The sequence below is a fragment of the Vicinamibacterales bacterium genome (assembly GCA_036504215.1).
GTDB lineage: Bacteria > Acidobacteriota > Vicinamibacteria > Vicinamibacterales > Fen-181 > FEN-299.
In genome coordinates this window covers 49,495-71,987 of the sequence record DASXVO010000070.1, presented here as the reverse complement: position 1 = coordinate 71,987, position 22,493 = coordinate 49,495, and the positions used below count along the sequence as shown (strand labels likewise).

Annotated in this window: 17 protein-coding genes and 1 tRNA gene; 3 read left to right on the top strand and 15 right to left on the bottom strand. The window is 67.2% G+C overall.

The window, feature by feature from the left end:
- The first annotated feature begins 55 nt into the window (after positions 1–55).
- Positions 56–1,567: a CoA-acylating methylmalonate-semialdehyde dehydrogenase gene (locus VGK32_19355; GenBank protein ID HEY3383926.1), complete on the top strand. Its 1,512-nt coding sequence runs from the start codon at positions 56–58 to the stop codon at positions 1,565–1,567.
- A 6-nt stretch (positions 1,568–1,573) separates the two neighbouring features.
- On the opposite strand, the gene ygfK is transcribed toward VGK32_19355, so the two are convergent.
- The 10 genes from ygfK to VGK32_19305 form a co-directional block, all read right to left on the bottom strand.
- Entirely contained in the window at positions 1,574–4,879 is a 3,306-nt protein-coding gene (gene ygfK / locus VGK32_19350; GenBank protein HEY3383925.1) for a putative selenate reductase subunit YgfK, read from the bottom strand.
- 110 nt (positions 4,880–4,989) lie between these two features.
- Positions 4,990–6,138, bottom strand: coding sequence for an ATP-binding protein (locus tag VGK32_19345; protein ID HEY3383924.1), 1,149 nt, complete (start codon positions 6,136–6,138; stop codon positions 4,990–4,992).
- 105 nt (positions 6,139–6,243) lie between these two features.
- Entirely contained in the window at positions 6,244–6,366 is a 123-nt protein-coding gene (locus tag VGK32_19340; GenBank protein ID HEY3383923.1) for a hypothetical protein, read from the bottom strand.
- Between the two features lie 8 nt (positions 6,367–6,374).
- Positions 6,375–6,608, bottom strand: coding sequence for an alpha-L-fucosidase (locus VGK32_19335; protein ID HEY3383922.1), 234 nt, complete (start codon positions 6,606–6,608; stop codon positions 6,375–6,377).
- 62 nt (positions 6,609–6,670) lie between these two features.
- Positions 6,671–7,411 (bottom strand): monofunctional biosynthetic peptidoglycan transglycosylase, encoded by a 741-nt coding sequence (mtgA, locus tag VGK32_19330; GenBank protein HEY3383921.1) that lies wholly within the window; start codon positions 7,409–7,411, stop codon positions 6,671–6,673.
- A 304-nt stretch (positions 7,412–7,715) separates the two neighbouring features.
- Positions 7,716–9,953 carry a prolyl oligopeptidase family serine peptidase gene (locus tag VGK32_19325; protein HEY3383920.1) on the bottom strand — a complete coding sequence of 746 codons (2,238 nt, stop codon included), beginning with the start codon at positions 9,951–9,953 and terminating at the stop codon, positions 7,716–7,718.
- Between the two features lie 27 nt (positions 9,954–9,980).
- Entirely contained in the window at positions 9,981–11,726 is a 1,746-nt protein-coding gene (locus tag VGK32_19320) for an amidase family protein (protein ID HEY3383919.1), read from the bottom strand.
- Between the two features lie 88 nt (positions 11,727–11,814).
- Complete coding sequence (locus VGK32_19315; GenBank protein ID HEY3383918.1) at positions 11,815–14,640, bottom strand: TonB-dependent receptor; 2,826 nt, start codon at positions 14,638–14,640, stop codon at positions 11,815–11,817.
- Between the two features lie 157 nt (positions 14,641–14,797).
- Positions 14,798–15,109 (bottom strand): HepT-like ribonuclease domain-containing protein, encoded by a 312-nt coding sequence (locus VGK32_19310; protein ID HEY3383917.1) that lies wholly within the window; start codon positions 15,107–15,109, stop codon positions 14,798–14,800.
- A gap of 41 nt (positions 15,110–15,150) precedes the next feature.
- Complete coding sequence (locus VGK32_19305; GenBank protein HEY3383916.1) at positions 15,151–17,415, bottom strand: ABC transporter permease; 2,265 nt, start codon at positions 17,413–17,415, stop codon at positions 15,151–15,153.
- On the opposite strand from VGK32_19305, the gene VGK32_19300 reads away from it, so the two are divergent.
- Positions 17,407–17,583 (top strand): helix-turn-helix transcriptional regulator, encoded by a 177-nt coding sequence (locus VGK32_19300; protein HEY3383915.1) that lies wholly within the window; start codon positions 17,407–17,409, stop codon positions 17,581–17,583. The two genes, VGK32_19305 and VGK32_19300, sit on opposite strands and share 9 nt — an antisense overlap.
- A gap of 115 nt (positions 17,584–17,698) precedes the next feature.
- Here the strand turns inward: VGK32_19300 and VGK32_19295 are convergent, their stop codons facing one another.
- The 5 genes from VGK32_19295 to VGK32_19275 form a co-directional block, all read right to left on the bottom strand.
- Positions 17,699–18,052: a DUF86 domain-containing protein gene (locus VGK32_19295; GenBank protein HEY3383914.1), complete on the bottom strand. Its 354-nt coding sequence runs from the start codon at positions 18,050–18,052 to the stop codon at positions 17,699–17,701.
- Positions 18,039–18,341 (bottom strand): nucleotidyltransferase family protein, encoded by a 303-nt coding sequence (locus VGK32_19290; protein HEY3383913.1) that lies wholly within the window; start codon positions 18,339–18,341, stop codon positions 18,039–18,041. Before VGK32_19290 ends, VGK32_19295 begins: the two co-directional genes overlap by 14 nt.
- Positions 18,342–19,239: 898 nt before the next feature.
- Positions 19,240–19,326, bottom strand: a tRNA-Leu gene (locus VGK32_19285).
- A 180-nt stretch (positions 19,327–19,506) separates the two neighbouring features.
- Entirely contained in the window at positions 19,507–20,508 is a 1,002-nt protein-coding gene (locus VGK32_19280) for a VanZ family protein (GenBank protein HEY3383912.1), read from the bottom strand.
- Positions 20,509–20,512: 4 nt separating this feature from the next.
- Positions 20,513–20,875, bottom strand: coding sequence for a response regulator (locus VGK32_19275; protein ID HEY3383911.1), 363 nt, complete (start codon positions 20,873–20,875; stop codon positions 20,513–20,515).
- A 362-nt stretch (positions 20,876–21,237) separates the two neighbouring features.
- On the opposite strand from VGK32_19275, the gene VGK32_19270 reads away from it, so the two are divergent.
- Positions 21,238–22,464, top strand: coding sequence for a BACON domain-containing protein (locus VGK32_19270; protein ID HEY3383910.1), 1,227 nt, complete (start codon positions 21,238–21,240; stop codon positions 22,462–22,464).
- Positions 22,465–22,493: the final 29 nt, after the last annotated feature.

The following is a 22,493-nucleotide window of genomic DNA, read 5'->3' as shown; positions in this document are numbered from 1 at the left end:
ATACTATCATCGCGCGGTCGCGGACCGCGAATCGGCTCCCGGAGAGAGGCAGACGATGGCCGAGACACTGAAATACTTCGTCGGCGGCACGTGGCGTAAGAGCCAGGGCGGGTGCATGCCGGTGTTCAACCCGAGCACCGGCGCGGTCATGTGCGAGACGCCTCGATGCACCGCCGCGGAGGTCGAGGGCGCGGTGGCCGCCGCGGCCGCGGCGTTTCCAGCGTGGCGCGACACCCCCGTCACCCGGCGCGTGCAGGTGATGTTTCGATTCAGGGAGTTGCTGGACGATCGTCTCGACGAACTGGCCACCCTCCTCGCCACGGAGATGGGGAAGACGTACGCCGAGGCGCGCGGTGACGTGCTGAAGGCCATCGAGGTCGTGGAGCTGGCGTGCGGCACGGCCACACTCGTGCAGGGCGACAGCCTGATGAACGTGGCCGACGGCTACGATACGGTGAGCTACCGCGAGCCGCTCGGCGTATTCGTCGGGATCGCGCCGTGGAACTTCCCGGCGATGATTCCCATGGGATGGATGACGCCGCTCGCGATCACGACCGGCAACACGTTCGTTCTCAAGGCGGCCAGCCTCGTGCCTCAGACGTCGATGCGCATGGCGGAGATCCTGGCCGACGCGGGCCTGCCGCCCGGCGTGTTCAACCTGGTGACCTGCTCCCGCTCCGAGGCCGAACTGCTGCTGAAGCACCCCGCGGTCCGGGGCGTCACGTTCGTCGGGTCCACGAGCATCGGCCGGCACGTCTATGCCACCGCGGCTGCGCACGGCAAGCGCGTCCAGTGCCTGACGGAGGCCAAGAACCATGCGCTCGTCCTGGGCGACGCGCCCATCCGCGCGACGGCTCAGCGCGTGATCAACTCGGCCTTCGGCTGCGCGGGCGAGCGTTGCATGGCGCTGCCGGTGGTCGCCGTCGAACACGCCGTGGCTGACGACCTGGTGGCCGAGATCGTCGAACTGGCGCGCGCACGGAAGGCCGGCCCCGCGTGGGCTCACGAGACGGAGCTTGGCCCGCTCATCAGCGCCGAGCACCGGTCGGCGGTCCTCGCCTGGATCGACAAGGGGGTTCGGGAAGGGGCGCGGCTCGTGCTCGACGGCCGCGGACTGACGGTTCCCGGATACGAAGGCGGGTTCTTCGTCGGGCCTACGGTCTTCGACCATGTCGCACCGTCCATGCGCGTCGGCATCGACGAGATCTTCGGCCCCGTGCTCGCCATCAAACGCGTGGCGGACTTCGAGGAGGGCGTCCGGACGATCAACGACAGCGAATTCGCCAACGGCGCCTCCATCTTCACAACGAGCGGTTACTTCGCGCGCGAGTTCGCCCGGCGCGTCGATGCCGGCATGGTGGGCGTCAACGTCGGGATCCCGGTGCCCATCTCGGCCTTCCCGTTCGCCGGGCACAAGGCGAGCTTCTTCGGCGACCTGCACGTGATGGGACGAGACGGTGTCGCCTTCTTCACCGAGACCAAGGCGGTCACCAGTTACTGGTTCGGCGCGGAGGACCTGAAGGGCGAGAAGGTGTCGACCTGGGAAGGCACGATCACCCGCCGTTGACCGGCGTCACGTCCGGGCGTCCGTCTTCGATCCGCGTGTCAGGAACGGCAGCGTGTTCCTGACTCCGTGGTAGAGAACCGCCATCTCCGCGGCGGGTTTCAGCGATCGTCGGCCGACAAACGGGGTCTTCGCCACCGCCTCGCGCACGTGCCAGTCGTGGGTCAGCGTCACGCGCAGGACGGCGTCCTCGAAGATCATCGCCTCGCTCAGCACGGTGAGCGCCGACTGCTCGCCGTGCTCCCGCCGTTGAATGGCGTCGCCTTCGATGTGAAATGCGTTGCTCCCTTCGGCGGCGAACAGGTCGGCGTCGAGGAAGAGCCGTGGCTTGTCGGCGTACGGCCGGCCGTGGTGGACGCAGAAGGTCTGGCAGTTGTCGCACTCGTTGCAGAAGTCGTCCACGTGCACGATCTGCCGGCCCTGCGCGATCTCGAACCCCTCCGTCCCGACGACGCACACGAGGCCGCCCTCCATGGCGAACACCGGCAGCCTGTAGCTGACGGGCGCCATCACGAAGGTGTCATTGGCCCTGTTCGGACAGACCTCGACGCACTTGTCGCAGAACGTCGTGCACTGCACGCAGCGCAGCGCCTCGCGGCGCGCCTCCTCCTCGGTGAAGGTCGGTTCGATCAGCGTGAAGCCGGCGCGTTCCGCGACCGGCACCATCGTCGGCTTCACCTGCGCGACCTTCCGCGCCCGCGCCGCCTTGAGTGCGGCGATGTCCGCCTGGGAGAGCGCGGCGGGCGTCGAAGATGGCTGGGCGAAGGGGACGCCCAGGCGCTCGCAGATGGCCTCGGCAGCCCTCCGGCCGTCGTCGCACGCCGCGATGATGCTCCGCGGTTCGATCACGACGTCGCCGCCGGCGTAGACGCCTTCCGGCCCCGCACAGCGGGTTGTCGCGTCCACGAGTACGCCGCCACCGCCGTGCCGAACCACGCGGCTGGCGTCGAGGAACGTGAGCTCGGGCTTCTGTCCCACGGCAACAACCACCGAGTCGCACGTGACGATGAACTCCGAATCCGGGATCGCAACCGGCGACCGGCGTTTGTCCGGTCCCGGTTCGCCCAGCCGGTTGCGGACGCACCTGAGGCCGGTGACCCGGCCGTCCGACCCACGCAGGACCTCGATCGGGGCGACGAGTTCTTCGAGGATGTTGCCTTCTTCCAGCGCGCCGTCCAACTCCTCCTCGGAGGCCGGCATCTCGTGCCGGGTGCGGCGGTAGAGAATCGTGACGGGATGGCCCGTGAGCCGCTGCGACGTTCGGACCGCGTCCATCGCCGTGTCGCCGCCGCCCACGACCACCGCTCTCGCGCCGAGGTCCAGGTGCTCACCGCGACGGGATCGGTCGAGCAGGTGCAACGCCGGTACCACCCCGGGTCCATCGGCGCCGGCGATGCGCAGCGGCGCGTCGCGCTGGAAGCCGCTCGCAAGGTACACGGCGTCGAAGCCTTGCCGGAGCAATTCCTCCGGCGGGACGGTGATGCGCGTGTCGAGCACGAGGTCGACGCCGAGCGCCGTGATGCGGTCGATGTCGCGCTGGACGATTTCCCACGGCAAACGGAACGGCGGCACCATGCGCATCATGCCGCCCGGCACATCCCTGGCCTCGAATATCGTCGCGTGTACGCCGTTCACCGCGAGGAACGCGGCAGCCGCGAGGCCGGATGGCCCGCTGCCGATGATGGCGACCGTGCGTCCGGTGGGGGAGCGCTGCTTCGACACGTATCCGGCGCGCCCGCGCTCCTCCGCGATGCGCTTGAGCGCCCGGATCGCCACGCTCTCCTCGTAGTCGTTGCGCGTACACCTCGTCTGGCACAGCCTGGTGCACACGTGGCCGGTGATCCCGGGCAGGGGGTTGCGGGCGAGGATCACCTCCAGGGCGCGGTCGTACTCGCCTTGCGCGATGAGCCAGGCGTACTCGGGCACATCCTGTTCCACCGCACAGGCCTCGACGCATGGCGCGACCACGCAGTCCCAGAGGCCGAGACCGGACTGTACCTTGGGCAGGCCGTGCGGAACGGCGTCCTTGCGGTAGCGAGGATCGTCCAGGGCGTCCGACGCAGCCTGGCGCACGTTCGCCAGCCTGTCCGCGGAGAGGACGTCGAGGCTGGTCGCACCCCGGTCGCGCATCGAGGCCTCGAGGTTCTCCAGCCACTGCGTCATGCGGCCGAATCCGCCAGGCTTCAGCAGATCGGAACAGCCCGTGACGGGCATCGCGCCGCAGGCGAGGATGGTCGCGACGTTCAACGCGTCGGCGCCGGCGGAATACGAGACGTGCAGTCGGCCGTCGAACTCGTGCAACAGCCCGTCGTACAGGTTCATCGTGACCGGGTAGAGCGCCCGCCCCGACATGTACATCTCGGCGCCCGGCAGCCGGCCGGCGTGGTTGCGCATCGCGAGCGTGTTGCTCAACTTGACGCCGAACGTCAGGCCCCTGGCGGCAGCGGCGCTCTGGAGCGACCTGATCAGATCGACCGCCCGGTCGTACTTCAGATCGTGGTCGAAGACCGAGTCCGGGATGTCGATATCTGTGAACCCCAGTCGACGATGGAGGATGTCGAGTACGCGCTCCTTGCCGAGGAGCGTTGGGTTCAGCTTGACCACCGTGTGCAGGCCGCGCTCCTCGATCAGGTAGCGGGCGATGCGTTCGATCTCCTCGGGGGGGCACCCGTGCATCGTCGAGAGGGTGACGCTGTTGACGATCTGAGCCGGGAACTCGATGCCTGCAAACTGAGGGAAGTCGCGGCGGAGGGACTCGGCGATCCGAGCGAGCTCGTCGGACGCATCCGCCATGACATCCATGAAGGTGCTCATGCGGGGGTTCCGGACGCCGTCCAGGTTGTAGCCCACGCTCATGTCGAAGATGGCGCCAGGCAGTGGGGAGCCGTGCCGTGCCGCGTCGGTCCATCCGAGCACGCGCGGCAGGATGTGCAGGATGGCCCACGCGACGATGTACTCGTGGGCCGACTGCTCCAGCTTCAATTCCTGGGACCACTCGACGTTGTAGCCTTCGTCGGTCATGTCGATGCAGGGGCGCGGGATGACGAGTTCATCCATGACCTGCACCGTCTTGAGCTCGATGAACCGTCCGCCGCAGAGCCACGCCGAGATGATGTTCTGACTGAGCTGGGTGTGCGGTCCCGCGGACGGCCCGACCGGGGTGGCCAGGTACTTTCCGAACAACTGCCGCACGGCGTACGGTGCGTTGGGCCGAGGCGTGTGAAAGAGCTGGCGCGGGATTCCGAAGATCGAGGCGGCGTGCTCGTACTCGAGCAGGATGCGGCGGAGCTGGGTCGAGAACGGCTGGATTCGCATGACATCCGACATGCGACAAGAGTAACGCATCGCGGCCGGCCGCGAGTCAAGCACCCCCTCATGAACCGTAAAGCGCACCCGCGTCCGCGATGTGATGATGCGTCACGCCTTCACACCTTCGTGACCAAGCCCTCCACATTTCGCAACGCGAGCACCTGAATCCGATCGTCCAGCGCGTAGTCCTTCTCCCCAGGGTAGATCACGAACAGGCGCTCCAGTCGCAGATCGTCCAGCGCCGTCCGCATGGACCTGGTCGTGCGCGGCGCGTCCGCGTATTTGAGCTCGAAGCCCCAGCGTTGACCGCCCCGGACGATCAACAGGTCCACCTCGGCACCTCCGTGGGTGCTCCAGTGGAACGCCTCGCCGGGCTCCACCCGGAGGACCCGCAGGACATGTTCGAGTGCCAATCCCTCCCACGAGGCGCCGAGCTTCGGGTGTGCCTGGAGGTCCGGCAGCGAGTGGATCCGCTGCAGCGCGTGAAACAGGCCGCTGTCGCGCAGGTAGATCTTCGGCGTCTTGCGCACACGTTTGCCGAGGTTCTCGGTCCAGGGCGGCAACGACCGGATCAGGAACGAGCCGGTGAGGATGTCGAGGTAGTGCTGCGCCGTCTTGTAGTTGATACCGAGAGAACCCGCGATCTCCGAGGCGTTCCACGACTGCCCGTGGTAGTGGGCGACCATGAGCCAGAAGCGGCGCAACTGCTCGGAAGGGATGGTGATGCCCAGTTGAGGAATGTCCCGAGTGAGAAACGTGCGGACGAACTGCAGCCGCCAGTGCAGGCTCGTCTCGTCGGAGTCGCTCAGGAACGACTCCGGGAGACCGCCCCGAAGCCACAGCGTGGAGAGGCGGTCGAAGCCGACTTCGGTGCCGTCGAAGCCACTCAGGTCGACGAAGCCCACCCGCCCAGCCAGAGATTCCGACACGCCTTTGACAAGGTCCAGCGAGGCGCTGCCCAGAATCAGGAAGCGGGCCGGTGTGCCCGGGCGGTCCGCCAGGACCCGCAGCAGCGGGAACAGGTCCGGCCGGCGTTGGATCTCGTCGATGACCACGAGCCCCGTGAGCGCACCGAGCGTCTGTCGAGGCGCTTCGAGTCGAGCCAGGTCCAGAGGGTCTTCGAGGTCGAAGTAGGCGTCTGGCCCGATGGCGAGCGCCTTGGCCAAGGTGGTCTTCCCGCACTGACGGGGGCCGAGCAAGGCCGTGATCCGGAATTGGCGCAAGGAGTGTTGAATCTGCAGGCGATAGCCTGGGCGATCGATCATGTATGAAATATAGTGCAGCGACTACTAATATTCAAGTTGAGGACGCGAACCCCAGCTGTTCAACCTCCGCGAGATCTGTGGCCCGCATATTCCCGGCCACGTTGCCTATTTCAGGATCAACTCCACGACCGGGATCTCCACTGCGGGCTCGAGGATTGGCAGCTTGAGCACCAGGTCCCCGGCGCGGCCCTCCTCCTTCAGCCACGTCGTGTCCTTCCGCGCGCTCATCTTCACCGTCATCCACTCGCGCGGCTTGAACTGTTCGGGCGACCGGAAGTCCACCCGCCCGGGACGTCATCCAGGTCGAGCCCCCAGTGGATGAACATCCCGAACCGGGCTTCGGTCCACCACTGCAGGCGGGCCTCCTTCTGGGCCGACGTCTCGGGCGGAAGCTGACTGGATTGGGGATGGGCGGCCGAGACCATCGTGACACCGGCCGTCAACAGCAGCGCCGACAGCAGCGTTCGCATCGAGGACTTCCTGCACGGGAGAAACCGCCCTGCGGGATCACGCGTGACGGGTGGCCCGGCGTTCAGTACTTGCCGATGAGCGAGGTGCCGCCCAACTGGTCCATTTGCTGGAGGATCCACGCGCGGCGTTCTTCCACGTACGCCGAGGGTCGGTTGACGCGGAGCCGGATCGGGTTTGGCAGCACCGCCGCGAGCAGCGCCGCTTCGGACGGTCCGAGTTTCGCCGCCGGCTTCCGGAAGAACCGCTGGCTGGCCGCCTCGACCCCGAACACCCCGTCACCCAGTTCGACGATGTTCAGGTAGACCTCGAGAATGCGCCGCTTGGGCCAGGCGAGCTCGATGAGCGCCGTGAGGTACGCCTCGAGCCCCTTGCGTACGAAGCTCCGACCGGACCAGAGGAAGACGTTCTTGGCCACCTGCTGCGAAATCGTGCTGGCGCCGCGAAGGTGTCCGCCCTTGTCGTGCTTGTCGATCGCCTTCTGGATCGCCTCCAGGTCGAAGCCGTGGTGTGTCGGGAAGTTCTGATCTTCCGACGCGATGACCGCGAGGCCCGCCTGCCTGGACATCCGGGTCCACGGCACCCACCGGTAGTCGACGTGGTACGGACGTCCGCCAATCAACGCTTCGACGCGGCGCTCGATCATCACGCCGGAGGTCAGCGGCGGGATCCAGCGCAGCGCCAGCACCGCGAGCACCGACGCGACGAACGCGAGAGCCGCAAGCCGCCCCAGGCGGACAACGATCCGGCCAACCCGGGATCGGGTGGGACGACGAACGGCTTTGGCTGTCGCACGTGCGGCCATGACATCCGAGATCTTACACTGTCCCGGCCCCGTGCTCCGCGCCGAGGGCCGTCCCGAACCAAGCCGAGGAACGACGGGAGGATGCGCCTGCTGGCGACGATCGAACAGGGCGACGCGAGCCGGCGTCTCGAGTCGCTGTCGGCCTGACAGTGATCCAGACGCCGGCCTCACAGGTGGGACACTTCCGCTGGACTCGATGCTGCGACTGTCGGAAGAGGGATCCTACTGCGTACTCACTCCTCCTTCAGTTCGGTCTGACGGATGCGGACACGTGCCGCGCTTCCATCACGTGATAGTCCATGGCCTATCTCCTCAGGTTCGCGTCGAAGAACGCGCTGACCCTCGTCCAGGCGTCCCGGAGGACATGCTCCCGGGTGAAGTAGTGGAATTCCCCCGGGTAGGTCATGAACTGGACGAGGTGGCCTTTCCCGTTCTTCAGGAGTTCGTCCAACAGGCGAACAGAATGCAGGTACGGCACGTTGACGTCGGCCGTGCCGTGCAGGACGAGAAGGGGCGTTACGAGCCGGTCGACGTGTGAGACCGGTGAGGCCTGCGCGTACACCCGGGGATTCTGCTCCGGTGTGCCGATCCGGCTGACCGTCCAGCCTCCGTGATACGGATCTTCGTAGTACATCGCATAGTCGGCGACGCCGGCCACGTCCACCGCCGCGCGGAACGTCGTCGGCCTCTCCGTCACAGCGAGCAACGTGAAGAACCCGCCGTAGCTGAGGCCCCACACGCCAACGCGGGAGGTATCGACGTACGGCAGCGTCTTCAGGAAGTCCGCGCTCATCGCGGCGTCCCTGAAGTCCTTGCCCCCAACATCCATGTAGACGCCTTCGCGCCACGCCGACCCATAGCCGATGCTGCCGCGATAGTCCGGCGCGAGAACCACGAAACCCCGTTGCAGCAGGAACTGGTGGAAGCTGTAGTAGACGGCGTAATTGCGCTCGATGTGCCAGCCGTCGTAGTTCTGGTTCACGCCGTCGCCGTGGAGCCAGACGATGGCCGGATGCTTGCGGGAGCGGTCGAGGCCTCTGGGTACGAACAGGTAGGCCGGTACCGATTGCCCGTCGGCGCCTGTGTAGTGCACGAGCTGCGGTTCGACGAGCGCGGCACGATCGATCGCCGGGGGCATCGAATCGGTGAGCCGCCGCGGCCTCGATCCGGGAGTCGCGACGTCGACGACCCACAGGTCCGCCGAGTTCTGCGGATCCGTGTGCTGATAGACGAGCATCCGGCCGTTCGGGGACCACTGCGCCGCGGTGTCGGTTCCGCGACCGCTCGTCACGACGGTCACCTTGAATCGAGCGGGATCGCCGCCGATGGCCGCGACCGACAGATGGCGCGACCCGGGATTCGCTCCCTCGTTCGAGTCGAACGCGATGCGCGTCCCATCGGGCGACCACGAGGGCCTCCAGGCCTCGTACCGGCCCTTGGTGACCTGGACCGCTTCACCGCCTGTGGCGGGCATCACGAAGAGGTGGTCCCACCCGTCGCGGTCGCTCAGGAACGAGAGCCACCTGCCGTCTGGCGACGCCTGCGCGCCGCCTTGCGCGCCGCCGGTCATGCTCCAGAACGTCTCCTTCACCTGCTGATGGACGAGCCTTGGCTCGCCGCCCGCGGTGTCGCCGATGGAAATCTCCCGCCTCTTGAACTCCACCGTGCGATCGATGACGAAGTGAGTCGCGTCGATCCAGCGATTCGCGCCGCCCCGACCCCCAGGCCCGCCGACTCCGGCACTGTAGGCCAGAGGCTCGCCGCCGGATGCGGAGACGATGAAGGTCCGGCCGGGCGGACCGGGTGCGTTCTCCGTCGCGGAGTAGATGATCTTCGATCCGGAGTAGGCAGGCGTCTGCTCGTGGCGGATTGTCTGTCCGCCGCCGCCCACCGTGAAGGTCAGGTGCTCGCCGTCGCCGGTCCACGTGACGCCGCCGACGGTTCCCTCGACGCTCGCGACGACCCGGTCGCTCCCGTCCACGAGTGAACGGATATGGATGACCGTGGGGCCGCCCGCCCCCGGCACGCCCTGGCCGCCGCTCGCGCGACCGCCTCGCCCCGCGCCTCCGCCGCTCCAGTCGACGAGATAGGCGACCTGCGTGGCGTCTCTCGAGACGGCGAGTCCACGACCGGGCGCCTCCGCCCAGAACGGCGTGGGCGGCTGGCGGCCGTCAGTCGACACCCGCATCAGCGACCCGCCGCGCATGAAGCCGATCGCCTTGCTGTCGGCGGTCCAGAACGGGCCGACGACGGGCCCGCCGTCAGTCGTCAGCGCGACCGGCTTCGCCGAGCCGTCGGCAGCCACGACATACAGGTTGCTGACGCCGGCCCGTTCCCACATGAACGCGATCCACCGGCTGTCGCGCGACCAGATCGGGTTGGACGGGTGCCTGATGTCGAGAAGGGCCTCAATGGTGAGACGGGCCGGTGCCGCGACCCGGTGTCCGGGCCGCGGCGCGCCGCCCTGGGCGCGAATCGCGAGCGACGAGGCTAGGATGGCCACGAACCCCAGCAGGGTTCCAGCGAGGCAACGGCGCATCATCGTGACACCTCAATCAGGGGATCCCCTCTACTGCAGCTTCGGCGGCACGCGCCGCTTCGTCGCCTGCTCGAACGCGTAGGCGATCTCGATCAGCTTCGGCTCGCTGCACGCCGTGCCCGTGAAGCTCACCCCGTAAGGCGCCGGCTTCGGGTCGAACCCCGCGGGAAACGCGGACGCCGCTCCTCCGCCGCCGGGGCCGCCACCGAACGGCACGTTTGGCACCGTGGAGAACGGCACGATGATCGTCGGGTAGCCCGGCTTCGCCGCGATCGCCGCCCCGCTCGACGAGGGGAACAGCAGGGCGTCGAGGGTGTGCTGCTTCATCACCGCGTCGATGCCTTCCGTGGCGCTCAGGCGGATGTCCTTCTCGCGATCGGCCTCGTATCGCGTCCTGTCCGCGCGCACGTCCATCTCGTCCGAGACGTCGAGAAGCGCCTGGCCGTATTTGATCGCGCCGGCGCGCTGGTGCGCCACGTTCCACAGGCGGAGGTCGGTGAGCGTCTTCACCGGCGCCGCCGGCCCGAGCGACGCCAGCCACGCGTTGAAGTCGCGCTTCATGCCGTACTTGAACACCACCGAGCAGTCCGCGTCCTTGCCCTTCGCGTTGTCGAGTCCGCTGCAGGTGGACCACAGAAGGAAGTTGTTCTTCACGTCGGCGGCCATCACGCTCGGGATGTCCGCGGGATCGACAATCACCGCACCCTGCTGCTTCAGGACGCCGATGGCCTCTGCCATGACCTTTGCCTGGTCGGCATTCAGCCCGCCGCGCGGCTGCGTCGCCCCGGGCGGCGTCGTCGGTTGGTAGAACGAGGCCCGCGGGATACCGATTCGGGCGCCCTTCAGCCCCTCGGCGTTGAGGAAGCGCGTGTAGTCACGGCCCGGGGGCGGGGCGCACTTCCTCGTGGCGGCGTCGTTCGGGTCCGGGGTTGCCCTCTCCAGCACGCCGAGCATGATGGCCGCGTCGGTCACCGTGCGCGCCATCGGCCCTGCCGTGTCCTGGTCCGCCGTGATCGGGATCACGCCGTAGCGGCTGATGCGACCGACCGTGGGCTTGATCCCGACGAGCATGCTGGCATTCGACGGGCTGAGGATCGATCCGGAGGTTTCCGTCCCGACGTTGGCCGCCCAGAAGCTTGCCGCGGTTCCGATACCCGAGCTCGACCCGCCTGTCTGCAGGACCGGCCGGCCGTCGCCCGTGGCCTCGCGCGGGTCGCGCCGCGGGTCGTAGGGATTCATGCCGTAGCCGCCGAGCGCGCTGTAGTTGCCGGGCATGCCGGTCGCCACCCAGTTCGCCAGCTCGGTCATGACCGTCTTCGCGATGATGATGGCGCCAGCATCGCGAAGGTTCGTGGTGATCGTAGCCTCGTACGGCGGAACCAGGCCCGCGAAGGCCAGCGCCCCTCCGGTGGTCGGCATGTCGATGGTGTGGATGTTGTCCTTGAGCGCCACGGGAATCCCGTGAAGCGGTCCGCGGATCCGCTTCTGGGCGCGCTCGATGTCGCGCGCCTCGGCCTCGTCCAGCGCTTTGGGGTTGACCGTCATGACGGCGTTGAGACGCTTGTCGTAGGTGGCGATCCGGAGGAGACACTGACGCACGAGTTCCTTCGAGGTGACGCGTCCCTGCTCCATCGCGGCACGCATCTCCGGAATCGTGGCTTCGACGATCGTGAATGGCGGCACCGGCGGTACAGCCGATCTCTTCACTTGCGCCGACAACACGGCCACCGCGCAGCCGGTGGCCAGACAGATCGAGGAGACAAAGAGTCGGTTCATCGCCAGCTATTGTAGTGTTCCGACTGACATTTGGACGCAGTGGTGTTGGACACCTCGTTCCCCAGGCGGCTTCGGCCGTTCACGACGTCTAGAAGCGGAACGCCCCTCCGAACCGGGCGATCCGCGGGCCGAGTATCTGGGACGGCGACAGGAACTGCTGGATGTTGTTGACCGCGCCGCTGGGGTCCCCGGCCTGGCGCACGCTCAGCCGCCCGGTGAGGGATCGCATCTCCCACGCGGTGTTCGCGTTGGTCAGGTTCGACACGTCGAGATCCAGTTCCAGGCTCCGTCCCCCGCCAAGCTTGATCGTCTTCGCCACGCGAAGATCCAGCGTCTGCAGGGAGGGCACCCGCCTGGCCCCCTGAGGCTCGACGTTGATCGTGGCGCTGCCGCCGCCGAACGACAGCGGCGCGCTGATCTGGCGATTGATGGGCGGCCCGTTCTGGAAGCGGTAGTTTGCACCGAGGTAGATGTCGTACCACGGCAGGATGTAGCTGCCGGTCAGCTTGAACTGGTGTGGCCGGTCGTTGAAGATCGGGCCTTCGGTGTTGAGGAAGGCGTTTGGGCTTGTGCCGACCGACAGACCCGTGAACTCTGCGCGCGAGTAGGTGTACCCGGCGAGCATCTGCCAGCGGTTCGAGAGGCGCTTGGTCGCGGTGATCTCCAGCCCCTTGTAGGTCTGACTGGCGGTGGGGTCGTTGGTGATCGTCGTGAGGCTCCCCGCCAGCGTGCGATCGAAGTAGCGGTACGTGCCGTCGTCTGCGGTGCCCGTGAGGCCGTCCGGCCCCGGGTCGGCCCGCGTCACCAGCACCCAGGTGTTGAGCGGCGCCGCCGTGTTCAGGTTCGCCGTTTGATAGCGCTCGGACCGCCAGGTGAAGACCGCGCTCAGCCTCAGGTTCGGTATCAACTCCCGGTCAACGCCAGCCGTCACCTCGTTCGTGTACGGCCGCTTCAGGTTCGGGTCGAACTTCGTCGTCAGCCCGCCGGCGGACACCGGCACCCCGGTCTCCTCCCCCGGCTGGTAGCGCAGATCGCCGTTCTTGTCGGTCCACGCATACTGCTTGCTCACGCTGAAGTTCGGATTGATGGAGTTGGCGAAGCCCGAGGCGATGATGTAGTAGTAGCGGCCCGCGGAGAACTTGAGGGCCGTCTTGCCCCCGTCGACATCGTAGATCGCCGCCAGGCGTGGGCCGGCCGTGTTCCACAACGGGGCGTTTCGCACCTCGCCGAACGTGCGCTGGATATCCGGGAACCACTTGCTCGGCGGACTGCCCTGCGCCGGCAGGTACGACTCGACCCGCTCGTAGCGCAGACCGCCCGTCAGGGTGAGGCGCTTGAGCGAATAGCTGTCTTGCAGGAACAACGACAGGACGTCGACCGTCGCCAGCGACTGCACCGGCGTGTTGTAGAACGTCACGGCCACCGACTGGTTCGACGCGCTGCGGTAGGTCAACGCGACGTCGTCCCAGCGGTGCACGTCGGTGCCGGTCGGCATGTGCGCGTAGTCCACCCCGAAGCGGATCTCGTGGCGCCCGCCGATCGCGTGATCGAGGTACTTGTTGAACGTCGCGCTGGCCTGCAGGCGCTTCCGGTTGTAGATCTGCTCCGAGGCCTCGTTGCGGAGCAGGATCCCCGTGGACAAGTCGGTCAGCGCCTGGTCCTTGCCGTTGTAGTACAGCGGGAAGAAGATCTTGTTGTAGCTGACCCGGGTGTCCATGAAGAACGTGTTGGTGATCACCGAGTTCCAGAGCACCTGCACGATGTCGAACACGTCGTCCTCGTTCGAGTTCGACTCGCCCGTGTAGAGCGCCGAGGAGGCCAGGAACCGGTTCGGCTTCTTGTAGTACTGGCGGCTGTAGAACCCGGTCAGCCGGTTCGCGTTGCTGACCTGCCAGGTGGCGTTGACGAGCGCGGAATCCATGTTGGTCGAGTCGAGTACCGACCCCGAGTAGGCGGCCGGCACGTTGACGTGGACCCGCCAGTCGCGGAAGCTCGTGAAGAGGCGCACGTTCTTCGCGAGCGGGCCGCCCACCTGCAGGCTGAGGTCCGAGACGAGATCCACCTTGTTGGTGTCCGGCTTGAACCCCTGGGACAGCAATCCGCTGTCCACGTTCCGGCCCTGCGTCGTGCTGCCCTCCCAGTAGTACGACGTCTTGCCGCTCCAGCGATCGCTCCCGGTCTTCGTCGTCATGTTCACGAACACGCCCGATCCCGGCACCGAGATGTCGTGAGCGCCGGTCGACACCTGCACCTCCTGGAACGCGTCGTAGTCGTAGTAGTAGCCGGAGAACCCGATCGCCGCGGGGTCGCCGACGTTGATGCCGTTCAGGAACTGCGAGTTCTGCGCGTTCGACGTGCCCCGCGCCACCATCGCGCCCTGGAGCCCGCCCTGCGTCCCGCCCACGTCGGGCCGGCTCGAGACGAGGCCCGGCACCTTGTACTCCACCAGCGACCAGATATCGCGCCCGCCGGGCGTGCTCGCGAGGAGTTGCTGGCTCAGCGTGACGCTGACGTTCGCGCTCGTGGTGTCGACCACCGGCGCGTCGCCCGTGACGTTGACCGTCTCCGCCATCTTGGCGACGCTCAGCGCGAGGTCGATTGGCGCCGTCTGGCCGACGCTGACGGTGATGTCCGCGCGGACGACCGACTGGAAGCCCTGCAACTCCAGTTTCGCGCTGTACGTCCCAGGCTCGAGTGAGGGGAACCGATAGACTCCACCCGCGTCCGTCGTGCCCACCATCTGGCCTCGGACCAGCGCCGGGCTGCTGATGGTGACCGTGACCCCTGGAATGACGGAACCCTGTTGGTCTACGACCCTGACCAGGATGCTGCCGGTCTGCACCTGGGCACGGGCCAGACCGGCGGACAGAAGGGCGGCGACGAGCAGGATGACCGGACGCAGAGAGCGCACCATGGTGACCTCCTGGCAAATCCGCCGGGGTTGTGTTGAGAGAATGGACCAGTGGGAATCTAACGCAAGAGACCGACGTCCCACAACCGGAAAGTGGACGCTCCCGTGACACGATCGGGTTCGTCCCTCGTCGTGAGGTTGAACCCCGATTGGCTTGCGCTCACCAGGCGATGCTGCCGGAAGCAGTCGAGAGGATCTTCTCGAGCAGGACGACCGGCGGCGGCAGGTCCTCGGTCACCACCTGCCAGACGATGTCTTCATCGACACCCAGATAGTCGTGCACCACCTTGTGGCGCCTGCCGACGATTTCCTGCCAGGGGATCTCGGGATGTTGCGCGCTGAAATCAGCTGAGACGCGACGTCCGGCCTCGCCAATGACCTGAACTGGGCGGATCAGCGCGAGGCGCAGATTCTCGTCAGCGTCGAAGGCGTCGTGCGAAAGGCTGGCCGCCTTGCCAACGGCCTGTCGCACGTGCGGCCATGACGTCCGAGATCTGACACTGTCCCGGCCCCCTACTCCGCGCCGAGGGCCGTCGCCGGGTCGATGCGGATGACGCGCCGAGTCGCGAGAAGTCCCGCGAGCAGGCCGGAGGCCGCCAGCGTGGCGACGACCGTGGCCAGCACCACCGGGTCGCGCGGATGCACGTCGTAGAGGACCGGTTGCAGCGGCCCGGTCGCCAGCAGTCCGAGCAGAAGCCCGATCGCGAGACCGATGCCTGATTGTGCCGCGGCCTTCCGCATGACGAGGCGCACGAGTTGGCCGCGACGCGCGCCGAGGGCGCAACGAATGGCCAACTCGCGCGTGCGCCGGGTCACCGAGAACGCCATCACCCCGTACAGCCCCACCGCGGCGAGAAAGAGCCCCGCCACGCCGAGGGCGAGGAAGAACGTGCCGAACACCGTGTGGAACATCGTCTGCTGGTCCACGACCGCCTGCATCGACCGCGCGTTGTAGATCGCGAGATCCTTGTCGAGCGACGCCACGAGCGCCTGCAGGGTCGCGGCCGTCACCGCCATGCCGCGCCGCACGCGCACGGCGATGGTCGCGCCGTTGCCGATGGCGGCCTGCGCCATGGGAACGTAGAACCCTGCTCCGCTCCCCAGCTCACTGCAAAACCCCTGCATCAGCAGGTCTGGCACGACCCCCACGACGGTCAGCCACGGTGCAGTCGAGTTCCGTCCGCCCCGTCTGAACTGCCGTCCGATCGGATCCACGCCGGGAAAGAACCGCCGGTGAAAGCTCTCGTTCACCACCGTGACCCTGTCCCGGCCGGGCCGGTCGAGCGCGGTGAACGCGCGGCCGCGCACAATCCGCGACCGGAACGTCTCGAAATACCCGGGCGTGACGCAGCCCTCCCGGACGAACGGGACGTCATCGCCGTGGGTCTGCTCTCGCCCCCGGATCTGGATTGGGACTTCGCCGTTGCCGGCGGCCGGCAGCCCGTCGGCGATCGTGGCCGCTTCGACGCCGGGGTGCGCCTGCAGGAGCGGCAGGAGTTGATCGACGAAGCGGGCGCGGGCGACGGCATTCGGGTACTTCGTTCGAGGCAGATCGAACGACGCGGTGAAGACTCCGCCCACGGCAAACGGCAGTCGCGCCGTCTTCACCTGGGCGACGCTCTTCACCATCAGGCCCGCGGCAATGGTGATGGCGCCGACGAACAGCAGCACGCGAGCGTCCGGATCGAACGTGACGAAGAACGGCGGGGGAGTGGACTGGATCGCCGCGACGAACCATCGCATCGCGCCCGTGTTGATCGCCAGTCCTACGACGGCACCGGCGACCGCCAGGATCGACACCTCGGTCAGCATCTGGGCCAGCACGCGCCCGCGCCCGGCGCCGAGGGCCTGACGGAGGGCGACCTCGCGCTGCCGGAGCGAGGCCCGTGCCAGGAGCAGGTTCGACACGTTGACGCACGCGACGAGCAGCACCGCGATGCCCGCGCCGAGCATCGTGCTGCACAGCATTCGGAGTCGGGCCCCGAACACGCGTTCCAGGAACGGCGTCACCCGGACGCCAACGCCGCGGTTGGTCGCGGGGAAGCCCCGCGCCAGGCGCGAGGCCAAGGCCGCCAGTTGGACCTGCGCCGTCGCAATCGACGCGTCCGGTTGCAGGCGGGCGATGACCTCGTACCTGGGGCCCTGCCCGCGCTCGGTCGCCATCGGATTGATCTCGAGCGGGATCCACAGGTCCTCGCGATCCGGGAACGCGAAACCCTCGGGCATCACGCCCACGATCGTCCGCGCCACGCCGTTGGCGCGGACCGTTCGTCCCACCACGTTCCGCGCACCACCGAAGTAGTCGCGCCAGACTCGGTGGCCCAACAAGAGCACCGGTGCCGCGCCTGGCCGATCCTCACCGTCCCGGAAGGCGCGGCCCAGGATCGGCGCGATGCGCGTAACCCGGAGCAGGCCGGCCGTCAACGCCCCGCCAGAAAAGCGTTCGGGCTGGCGCTGGTCCCACGCCAGGTTGACGGACACCCAACTGAACGCGCCGAACGACTCGAAGACGCGCTGGCCCTCTTCGAACACGGCGTAGTCGTGGACGTCGAGGCCGCCCAGGCGCGCGCCCCGGGTGGTGTCGGTGCCGGCCACGCTCACGATCCGATCGCCGCCCTCGAACGGCAGGCCCTTGTAGAGCACTCCGTTCGCGACGCTGAAGACGGCCGTCGTCAGGCCGATCCCAAGGCCGAAGGTCATGATCGACGCGATCGACAACGTGGGATGCCGGACGAGCATCCGGATGCCGAAGCGGATGTCGGGCCAGCGATGTCGCATGTCGGTCTCCTGTTGCTGGGCCTCAGCCACAAGGAAATCGCCGACCGGCTGTTCATCTCGCCCGACACCGTCAAGAAGCACACCTACAACGCGCACCGGAAGCTCGGCGTGCAGAACCGGGTGCAACTGAGCTACTTCGTCCAGAATCGGGTGGAGCGCCGGAGCTGAACGACCCGCGGGGGTGGCTTGCCGGGTTGTCGAAGCGCCCGGCTGGCGCTCTCGAGGGCCAGGCCGATGGCTTCAGGAGATTCCACCTCGCGAATGTGCCGTCGCGAAGCGAGGTCTACGCGTTGTTGCCGGGAGCAGTGGCGAGGATCTCCTCGAGCAGGACGACGAGAGGCGGCAGATCCTCGGTGACCACCTGCCAGACGATGTCTTCGTCGACACCCAGGTAGTCGTGCACCACCTTGTGGCGCATGCCGACGATCTCCTGCCACGGGATCTCTGGATGTTGCGCGCTGAATTCTGGCGAGACGCGACATCCGGCCTCGCCAATGACCTGAACTGGGTGGATCAGCGCGAGGCGCAGATTCTCGTCGGCGTCGAATGCGTCGTGCGAAAGGCCGGCCGACTTGCCAACGGCCTTCCTCGCCATGTCGAGCATGTGGCCGACGTAGACGAGGTCACGCGGCGACATAGAGCGGCTCGGCGGTGCTCAGGACGCGCTCCCGAATGCGCGCGTTCAAGAACTTCGGTGTGACAAGGTCGACCCGTCGGCCATGTAGAAGCTCCGAGAACTCGCGTTCGATCGTGACGAACCGCAGTCCGGGGACATGGCCGGGCAGGAACTCCACGAGGACATCCACGTCGCTATCGGGTCGGAAGTCGTCCCTCAGCACCGACCCGAAAAGTGCAAGGCGGGCGATGTGATGCCGTCTGCAGAACGCCGACACCGCCTCCGAATCGATCGGCAGGTTGTGACTCATCGTTCAGCCTCTGGGCCCTATCATAGCTCACGCGTCTCGAGACTGGGGCCCCGGATGCCCTCGACGATCGAGTTCGAGATTGGCCGCCGCGAACAGAAACACGGCGGACAGGCCCTCGGCGGATAGCTGCGGGTAGCGCGCCAGGGTTGCCCATGCCGCCGGTGCCAGCGATGACCCTGGCGCGTTTGGCGGGGTGCATGTTCCTGGCCTTGCCGCCAATGTAGGTTTCGTCGGCTTCGACTTCGCCGGACAGTTTGCCGAATGTCCCGCTCTGCATCGCAGGGCGAATCCGATGGAGGAGGAACCAGCCGGTCTTTTGGGTCACCCCGATCGAGCGAGCCAATTCGTACGACGAAATCCCGTTCTTCGCATTGGCGAGCAACCAGATGGCGACCATCCACTTGTCGAGACCGATCGGCGAGTCTTCCATGGTGGTCCCGACCTTCACGGAGAACTGTGCGCGGGGATGCTTCTCGTAGCACTTGTACCGCCGCTGGTTTGCCAGATACGAGACGTGGGTCGATCCGCAAGTCGGGCAGTGCACCGCGCCGCCCGGCCACCGGATCGCCTCGACAGCCGCCCGGCAATGTTCGTAGTCAGCGAGGTAGACAACCGCTTCGCGGAGGGTCTGTGGGTTTGGAGTCTCGCGTTCCATGCCTTCAATATAGGCCCTGCGATGCTCGAGACGGCACGCAGGCCCGGCGAGACAGACTTCGCGTGTTATGGCTTGCCCGAACGAAGCCTGTGGCGAGGCCCCTCGACTCGCTCCGCTCGCTCGGGACGCACCATTCGCCTCGCATGGACGTGGCCTGCCATGAGCGAGGGAGTTGGCGAAGGGAGCGACCGAGTCTGGCCTGCCATGAGCGAGGGAGTTGGCGAAGGGAGCGACCGAGTCGAATGGTGCGGAAGCGGGGATTTGAACCCCGATGAGCTTGCGCCCACTAGCTCCTGAGGCTAGCGCGTCTGCCAGTTCCGCCACTTCCGCACAGTGGGACGGTATTCCGTCGGCAGGAACAGTCAGTATAGCGAAAACGCCTCTACCCGTCGAGTCTCTTGCCCGCGTGTCGCCCGCGTGAACCGCTCGCCGACACTGATCGTCGTCACCATCGACCGACCGGTCTGCCCGCGTTGATCGCGTCGGTCTCCACGGCCACCGGGATGCCGCTCACTCCAGCCGAAGCGGGCCGAGGTACACGTGCGTCGGCTGCTCGAGCTTGTAGGCGAAGAGGACGATGCCCCGCACATGGCGCAAATCCATGACCCGCCGATCGGGGGCCGTGCGAATGTCGTCGATCGCGATGACGAAGCGGTTGGTGCCGGGATTGACGAGGAGGCGCCGGTTGAATCGGTCCGCGTAGCGCTGATCGTGCGCGGCGTCGTGGATTCGGATCGTCATTGGAAGCGGCACCGCAAGGTCCGAGACGATCGTGAGGGTGAGCTGACGATAGCCGTGCCAGTCGGGGTAGGGCTCGTCGAAGGTCAACCCTGAGTAAATCCCTGGCATCAGGTCGAGGCGTGCGAAACGCGCGGTTCGCGAGAGTTGCGGCCCGACGGGAACCTGATCCGGGATCAGCCGATTGTTGCCAAGCGCGATCAGTTCGCGCTCCCACCACGATCCATCGAGGGCGAACAGCGTGGGGACCGCCCGATCCCGGGCGAAGTAGAGACGCGCCGTTCCGATCAATTCCCAGCCGGCCGCGAGCAGCAGGACCGCTGCCGCAGCGAGCGCGGCGAGTCGGGCCCGGCGTCCCCAGCCGGCGATCCCCGGTCGCGTGGCCGAGACGAGCGCGACTTCGACCAGGAGAAACGCGCCGGCGCCGGCTGCATCCCGAAGAAAGTCGTGCACCGACGCGTCGTGGTTCGACTGCAGCAACTGCAGGACCTCGGTTGTCGCGCCGACGAGCAGCGTGACACCGAATGCGACGAGCGACAACCGGGTGAAGGTCGCGATGCGGGTGTGTCGGGCGAGGAGGCTGCGGACGAGCAGCGCGATCAGACCGAATAGGGGAGTGTGGCCCGCTTCGAAGAACGCGCTCCAGAACCGGGTCCGATCCGGCGCATCGCCCAGCGCCAGGAAGAGAAGCAGCGCCGCGAGCAGCAGCAGACGCGCGGCCGATCCGGCGCGGCTCCCGGCGCCGGCTGGCGCGTCGAGTTCCTCAACAACCAAGGTTCTACCCCGATTTCAGCATCTCCGAGATCAACGCGAGCAGGCGCGCCGGCTCCAGCGGCTTTCGCAGGAACGTGGCACCCATGCGCGCCGCCTCGGCCGCGATCACCGGATCGTCGAAGCCGCTCGTGACGATCAGGGCGGGCTGTGGAACGAGGGACTGGGCCTGCAGCACCAACTGCAGGCCGTTGTACTCACCGAGCCGCACGTCGACCACCAGGACGGATGGGCGCACGAATGGGAGCAGGCGATGTGCTTCGGCGAAGCTCGCCGCCGGAACCGCGCTATAGCCGGCCGCATGGAGGTACGCGGCCAACCCGGCAAGCGTCGCTGGATCATCCTCTGCGACCAGAACCACGTGCGGCATGTATCGGCCTCCCACCGTATTGTTCCACACTCTCGAACATCTCTGAAACCCCGGCGCCTCGCGCCATGTCAGCCGTGGCGACCGCGCGGAGCGGACACAGCGTCGGCGGCGACTCCAAGACCGCGCGACGCATGGCTGAGATTGATGGGCGTGGTCGCGATGTACGGCTGAGGTCGGTGGGCGCTGGCGCGATGATCACACTTCTGCGGTCTCGAGAACAAGAGCGTAGATTGTCGGCCGTGGCCGCGCGAGGGATCCTCTCGTTGTCCCATTGTCTGACAGGTACGAGGCGTCGGCACGGTCATTGCTCTAGTGGCAATCGACGACGTTCTTGATCGCCGTCATCTGTCGGAGGCTGACCGGTGAGAGCAGTTGTTCACGTTGCGTTCGCGATCATCCTGTGTGCGTTGGTGGCGCTGCCCGCAGCCGCTCAGTCCACGGTGATCAACCCCAGAAACCTCGAGTTCGATCCATCGGCCGACCACGCGGTGTTGGCGCCGGACGGAACGCCGGTCGTTCAGCGATACGATCTGCAGTTCTTCCTTCTTGGCGCGACCCAGCCGGTGATCACGACGAACCTCGGGAAGCCGGTGCCAGCTGCCGACGGCAAGATCCGCGTCGATTTCTCCACGCTGCTCACTGCGTGGCCGCTGGCCACCGGTGACTACGAGGCGCGTGTCGCGGCGATCGGGGCGAGCGGGAGCGGGCAGAGCGCTCCATCGAATCAATTCAGCTTTCAAGCCATAGCCGCGCCGCCACCCTGCACGTTCACGCTGTCGGCGACAACTCAGACGTTCACGTCGGCGGCCGGCAGCGGCAGCCTGACGGTGACGGCCAGCGCGACGAGTTGCGCATGGACCGCATCGAGCGGCTCCGCCTGGGTCTCGGTGAGTCCGGCCGGCGGTACCGGCACCGGCGCGGTGAGTATCGTCGTGGCAGAGAATACCGGCGCGGCGCGAAGCGCCACGCTCACGATCGGTGGCCAGGCGTTCGTCGTGACGCAGGCAGCCGCGCCGCCGCCCTGCACAATCGCCCTCTCGGCGACGAGCCAGGCGTTCACGTCGGCGGCCGGCAGCGGCAGCGTGACGGTCACGGCCAGCGCAACGGGGTGCGGATGGACGGCATCGAGCGGATCGGCCTGGGTATCGGTGAGCCCGGCCAGTGGTACCGGTACGAGCTCGGTGAACATCGTTGTGGCGGGCAATACCGGGGCGGCGCGAAGCGCCACGGTCACAATCGGTGGCCAGGCGTTCGTCGTGACGCAGGCCGCGGCACCGCCACCTTGCACGTTCACGCTGTCGCCGACAACTCAAACGTTCACGTCGGCGGCGAGTAGCGGCAGCGTGACGGTGACGGCCAGCGCGACGAGTTGCGGGTGGACCGCGACCACGGGCGCAACGTGGCTCACATTGGCGAGCACGAGCGGGACGGGCACGGCCACATTGAACTACGCCCTCCTGCACAACTCCACGACGTCGGCTCGCAGCGGGTCGATCGTGGTGGGCGGCCAGACGTTGGCCGTCACGCAGAACCCGCCGACCAAGCCAGCTCAGCCGAGAGGTGTGCGAGCCAACTCGCGCAACCCGTAGGTGGGTCGGAATGGGCTGGCTCGCATTTC

What these genes read in the sequence shown, in the direction of transcription:
- VGK32_19355 (HEY3383926.1), top strand. Translation starts at nt 56, where the DNA reads ATGGCCGAGACACTGAAATACTTCGTCGGCGGCACGTGGCGTAAGAGC.
- ygfK (HEY3383925.1), bottom strand. Translation starts at nt 4,879, where the DNA reads ATGCGAATCCAGCCGTTCTCGACCCAGCTCCGCCGCATCCTGCTCGAG.
- VGK32_19345 (HEY3383924.1), bottom strand. Translation starts at nt 6,138, where the DNA reads ATGATCGATCGCCCAGGCTATCGCCTGCAGATTCAACACTCCTTGCGC.
- VGK32_19340 (HEY3383923.1), bottom strand. Translation starts at nt 6,366, where the DNA reads ATGAGCGCGCGGAAGGACACGACGTGGCTGAAGGAGGAGGGCCGCGCC.
- VGK32_19335 (HEY3383922.1), bottom strand. Translation starts at nt 6,608, where the DNA reads ATGCGAACGCTGCTGTCGGCGCTGCTGTTGACGGCCGGTGTCACGATG.
- mtgA (HEY3383921.1), bottom strand. Translation starts at nt 7,411, where the DNA reads ATGGCCGCACGTGCGACAGCCAAAGCCGTTCGTCGTCCCACCCGATCC.
- VGK32_19325 (HEY3383920.1), bottom strand. Translation starts at nt 9,953, where the DNA reads ATGATGCGCCGTTGCCTCGCTGGAACCCTGCTGGGGTTCGTGGCCATC.
- VGK32_19320 (HEY3383919.1), bottom strand. Translation starts at nt 11,726, where the DNA reads ATGAACCGACTCTTTGTCTCCTCGATCTGTCTGGCCACCGGCTGCGCG.
- VGK32_19315 (HEY3383918.1), bottom strand. Translation starts at nt 14,640, where the DNA reads ATGGTGCGCTCTCTGCGTCCGGTCATCCTGCTCGTCGCCGCCCTTCTG.
- VGK32_19300 (HEY3383915.1), top strand. Translation starts at nt 17,407, where the DNA reads ATGTCGCATGTCGGTCTCCTGTTGCTGGGCCTCAGCCACAAGGAAATC.
- VGK32_19305 (HEY3383916.1), bottom strand. Translation starts at nt 17,415, where the DNA reads ATGCGACATCGCTGGCCCGACATCCGCTTCGGCATCCGGATGCTCGTC.
- VGK32_19295 (HEY3383914.1), bottom strand. Translation starts at nt 18,052, where the DNA reads ATGTCGCCGCGTGACCTCGTCTACGTCGGCCACATGCTCGACATGGCG.
- VGK32_19290 (HEY3383913.1), bottom strand. Translation starts at nt 18,341, where the DNA reads ATGAGTCACAACCTGCCGATCGATTCGGAGGCGGTGTCGGCGTTCTGC.
- VGK32_19275 (HEY3383911.1), bottom strand. Translation starts at nt 20,875, where the DNA reads ATGCCGCACGTGGTTCTGGTCGCAGAGGATGATCCAGCGACGCTTGCC.